Origin of the sequence: Streptomyces murinus (assembly GCF_002154555.1) — a bacterium.
GTDB classification, from domain to species: Bacteria; Actinomycetota; Actinomycetes; order Streptomycetales; family Streptomycetaceae; genus Streptomyces; species Streptomyces murinus.
In genome coordinates, this window is sequence record NZ_MUNF01000563.1 from 1 (window position 1) to 4,983 (window position 4,983).

Below are 4,983 nucleotides of genomic sequence, written 5' to 3' on the forward strand. Positions count from 1 at the left end.
CAGCCCTACCCGCCCCAGCAGCAGCCGCAGCCACAGCCGGGCCAGCAGCCGTACCCCGGCCAGCCCTACCCGCAGGGGCAGCCCCCGCAGCAGCCCTGACCCCGCTCACGGAATGACAAAAGGGCGGCCGGTGCTCCACGCACCGGCCGCCCTTTCCTTGTCGTCACGCAAAAAGCCCTAAGGCGGGACTACTTCTCCGCCGCCACGATCTCCTTGCACCGCTTCACATCCGCCGCCATCTGCTCCAGCAGCGCTTCCAGCGAGTCGAACTTCGCCTGGCCGCGGACGTAGGCGAGGAAGTCGACGGCGACATGCAGGCCGTACAGATCGAGGCCGACGCGATCGATGGCGTACGCCTCCACCGTGCGCTCGGTGCCGTCGAACTGCGGGTTCGTGCCCACCGAGATCGCGGCCGGCATGATCTCGCCCTGCGCGTGCAGATAACCGGCGTACACACCGTCGGCGGGGATGGCGGTGTGCGGCAGCGTCTCGACGTTCGCCGTGGGGAAGCCCATCTCGCGGCCGCGCTGGGCGCCGCGCACCACCACGCCCTCCACCCGGTGCGGGCGGCCCAGGATCTCGCGGGCGCCCTCGACATCGCCCTCGGCGACCAGACGCCGGGTCAGGGTCGAGGAGAACGGCAGGCCGCCGCCCGCCGCGCCGGACACGTACAGGTCGATGACCTCGACCTCGAAGTCGTAGACCTTGCCCTGCTCGGCGAGGAACTCGACATTGCCGGCCGCCTTGTGACCGAAGCGGAAGTTCGGGCCCTCCACGACCGCCTTGGCGTGCAGCTTGTCCACCAGGACCTTCACCACGAAGTCGGCGGGCGACAGCTTGGAGAACTCGCTGGTGAAAGGGAGGATCAGCACCGCGTCGACGCCCAGCTCGGCCATCAGCTCGCAGCGGCGGTGGTGCGGGGCGAGCAGCGGCGGGTGGCTGCCGGGGCGCACGACCTCGCTGGGGTGCGGGTCGAAGGTGACGACGACGGCCGGGACGCCCAGCTCGCGGGCGCGGTCGACGGCGTGCTTGATGATCAGCTGGTGGCCTCGGTGGACACCGTCGTAAGAACCGATGGTGACGACGCTGCGCCCCCAGTCCTCGGGGATGTCCTCCAAGCCACGCCAGCGCTGCACTGTGACCGCTCCTCGAACCCGTGTCCGTGTCTACCTTGACGATTGTGCAGGTCTAAGGGTGCCATGCCGGGTGCCCGGGGCCCGCATCGGTAGGGGCGCTGTGACCGGGCGCACGTTCACCGCGGCAGCTCAGGGGCGGTGTCAGGCGGGTACCCGCGCGCCCCCGAGATTCTCCAGGGTGCGGCGGGTGCCGGGGCCCACCACGGCGGCCCACTCGTCCGGGGTGTCGGCGAGCCAGCGGGTCATCCGGGTGGCGAACCCGGGGACGTGCCGACCGAGGTCGACCAAGGCGCGGTCGAAGCGGGTGGCGCCTTCGGGGGTGCGGCTCAGGAGCAGTCCGGTGCGGTGCACGAGGGCGCGGACGTCGTCCGCCGGACCGGTCTCGGAGGCCGCCGCGTGCAGGACGGCGACCAGCACGGACGGCTCCTGTTCGCGGGCGAGCAGGAAGTCCAGGAGTTCGGCGCGCAGCGTACCGGAGGCACCGCTGTCGAAGGTGCGACCACCGGAAGTACGGCTGTCGGAGGCCGCGAGGACGGTGGCCAGCGCGGCCCGCAGGGGTTCGGGGCCGTCCCGGAGCAGGCCGGTGACCAGGGGGAACAGGGTCGGACGGGCGGCGGGGCCGAGGTCCAGGCGGCGGTCGACGGCGGTGGCGATGCGCCCGGCGGTCTCCGGGTGCGGGCGCGCCGCCTCCCGCAGCAGGGTCGCGGCGGCGCGGGCGAGGGCCGGGGTGGTGGCGTCGGCGAGGAGGCGGCGCAGGCAGTCGGCCGCCTCCCGGTGCGGGCCGCGCAGCCGGGTCCGGAAGGCGTCGAGGACCGGGTCCGGATGACTGGTCAGGGCGGGCAGCAGGGCGGTCGCGGGGACGAGCGGATCGCCGTCGGCGAAGTGGCGCAGCGCCTCGGCCAGGTGCCGTTCGCGGGTGCCGGGTGAGCCGGCCAGCAGGGCGTGGGCGCCGCCGTGCAGGGCGTGGCCGGCGGGCCGGGCGAGCACGGCGGTCGCGGCGCGGCACAGCAGCTCGCGGTCGGCGGCCGTCCGCAGATGCGGGGCGGCGCGCAGCGCGAGCGCCATGGCGGCCGGATGCCGGGCCGTGCGCCGCTCGTCCTGCGCCCAGCGGTGCACGGCCCGGCACAGCGCCGACGGCTCCTCCTCGGCGAGCACGGTGAGCAGTTCCTCCGCGTGCCGGTGGCCGCTCTCGGCCAGCGCCTCCGTGAGCGCGTCCAGCGCGCCCTGCCGATGGGTGTGCAGCAGGGCCTGCGCCGCGGTCGCCACGGTGGCGTGCGGGGCCGCGGGCAACGGCCGCTCGTCCTCGAACCACCGTGTCAGACAGGGCTGTACGGCATCGGGTGCGGCGGCCAGCAGCCGGGCCACGGCGTCGAGGTACCGCTCGCCCGGCGTGCCCGCGGCGGGATCGGCGAGGACGAGCCGGCGCAGCAGGTCCAGCCGTTCGGCGGCGGGCACGGGCAGGCCGGTCCAGAAGGCGGGCCCGAACTCCCCCGGCACCGGCCGCAGTTCGCGCCGCCAGGCCACGACGTGCTCGGCGAGCAGCCGCAGCACCTCGGTGTACGGCGTCGCGTCCGGCACCTGCCCCAGGGTCCCGGCGAGCAGCCGGGCGGCCCACCAGGAGCCGGTGTCCAGGTCCAGGGCGTCCACCAACTCGCGCAACTGAAAGGCGAGTTGACGGGAGCCCTGGCGGCGGCCGAGATGCAGCAGGGCCTGTACGACGGGTCCGACGCGATGGCGCGGCACCGGCATTCCGCCCTCCTCCGCCCTGGGGTCGCGGGCGCGGTGCACCAGGGTGTGCACGGCCTCGTCCAGGTCGAGGTGCAGGCCCTGGAGCCAGTCGGCCAGTTCCTCATGGGCGAAGCGGTAGCCGCTCCCGGCCGGCACGAGCAGGCCCTCGGCGAGCACGGCGGAGGCCCAGCCGGTGCCGCCGCCGAGCCGCTCCGGGGCCGGCCCCCATGGGAACACCGCCTCGAAGGCCGCCCGGTCCAGCTCCCCCTGCCCCGCCCCGAGGCTGCGCCGGGCGGCCTCGTGCACCTGTCCGGCGACCCGCGCGGCGAGCCGTCGTACGGCGGTGCCGCGCAGCCCCCGCTCGGCGGCCAGCCGTACCGCGATGCGCAGGCACATCAGGTCGAGGTGGGCCGTGAACACCTCGTGCCGGTCGACCGGCCCTTCGAACCGCGCCCTGCGCAGTACGGCCCACACCTCGGACAGCAGTCGCAGGGTGAGCGGATGCCGGGCGTCCCGCGCGGCGAGCAGCCCCTCGGGGATCCCGTACCGCGCCCGCGCCTTCTCGGCCTCCTCGGGGCCGAGGTCGTCAAGTACCGCTGTCTGTACGAGGGTTGGGGTGAACCCCGCCTGCTCCCAGTACTCCTCCCGGCAGGCCACCACCAGGCGGGCGCCGGTCTCCCGCAGCCAGGCGACGGTGCCCTCGGCCCACTCCGGGAGCCGGTGGGCCAGGGCGGGGGGCATCTCCTCGGGGCCGTCGAGGAGGAGCAGAAGGGGACGGCCCGCGCGGGCGGCGAGATGCTCCGGGGAGAGATCGCCGAGGTCGGGGAGGTCGACATGGCGGGCGGCGGCGACGATGCGGGCGGCCCGTTCCAGGGCGCGGCGCGCCGCGTCGGCCACCGAGCCGTCGCCCTCCTCCAGATCGGCGCCGCGCAGCCACAGCGTGGGCTCCGCGCGGCGGTCGCGGCGGGCGGCGAGCGCCGCGAGTTCCGTCGTACGACCGCTGCCCGGGGCGCCGACCAGGCCGAGCACGCACCGGTCGCCGTCCGTGAAGTCGGCCAACTCCCTTGCCAGGGACTCCCGTTCGACCGGCTGCACAAGGGCCCTCGGCGGTCCGTCCTGGCCCACCGAGGTGGCGGTCAGCTCCAGGACGCCCGCGAGGTTGAGGTCGGCGCCGTACGCGGGCACGGTGGCCGCGTTACGGGCCAGCAGCTCGGCGAGGGGGCCGGCGGCGGCGCGGGGCGGCACCGCGAAGCCGGCGTCGCGGTGCGGGGCGTGCAGCACGGTGCCGAGGACGCCGAGGACAGCGCCCGTACGCGCGTCCACCACCGGCCCCCCGGCCGCACCGCCCCCGGGGCGCAGCGCGTCCCGGCCCGTCGTCCCGATGGCCAGCTCCAGCGCGTCGCCGATCAGATGGCGGCCGTACGACACCTCGGCGGCGGCCAGCACCCGCGCCTCGCGCCAGCAGCCGGCGGCGACCCGGACGTAGGTACCGGCCGTGACGCTCCTGCGGCAGCTCAGCGGCAGCGGGGGCACGTCCAGGCCCTCGGCGCGCACCAGGGCCAGGTTCCGGGCGGGCAGCGCGGTCACGTCCTCGGCGGCGACCACCCGGGTGCGGTCCCCGGCGCGCAGCACCAGCCGGTCGAGACCGTCGACGGCTTCGTGGCTGGTGAGGAGGGTGCCCTGGTGATCGGCGAGGAAGCCGATGCCGCGGGGGCGGCCGGCGGGGTCCTGGATGTGGACCAGGGGGTCGGTGGTGCGGGTGTCCGCGAGGGGACCGGGGTCCGTGCGGCGGATGCCGGGGGCGGCGTCCGTGTGCGGGCGGGGGGTCGTGAGCACCCGCGCGCCGCGCGCCCCGTCCGTGCGGGCGGGGGTCGATCCCGCCGCGTCCGCCATGTCACCCGTGCCGTGCGCCGTGGCCCCGCGGGCGCTGCCGGTTCGCGGGTCTCCTGCCGTCATCGTCTTGCCTTCCCGCCCTTGCCCGTGCCTGTGGCGACGGTAGGCGGGTGATGATCGGCGGGGCGGTGTGCTCGCGGAACGCGCCCCCTTCCGCTCCCCCGGTTCACTCCGAGCGCCTGCCCGGACGGGTGAATTGGCGGGGGCGGTTGGACAGTCCTAGGGG

General features: G+C 75.8%; 2 protein-coding genes. Both read right to left on the minus strand.

Going from position 1 to position 4,983, the window contains the following annotated elements:
- Nucleotides 1-188: 188 nt before the first annotated feature.
- The gene (locus CCN72_RS29715; RefSeq protein ID WP_086811074.1) at nucleotides 189-1,136 is read right to left on the minus strand and encodes a bifunctional riboflavin kinase/FAD synthetase; all 948 of its coding nucleotides are present in this window, start codon (nucleotides 1,134-1,136) and stop codon (nucleotides 189-191) included.
- 141 nt (nucleotides 1,137-1,277) lie between these two features.
- A complete protein-coding gene (locus tag CCN72_RS29720) occupies nucleotides 1,278-4,820 on the minus strand; it encodes a trypsin-like peptidase domain-containing protein (protein WP_244174541.1) in 3,543 nt (1,180 codons plus the stop codon).
- Between the last annotated feature and the right edge of the window lie 163 nt (nucleotides 4,821-4,983).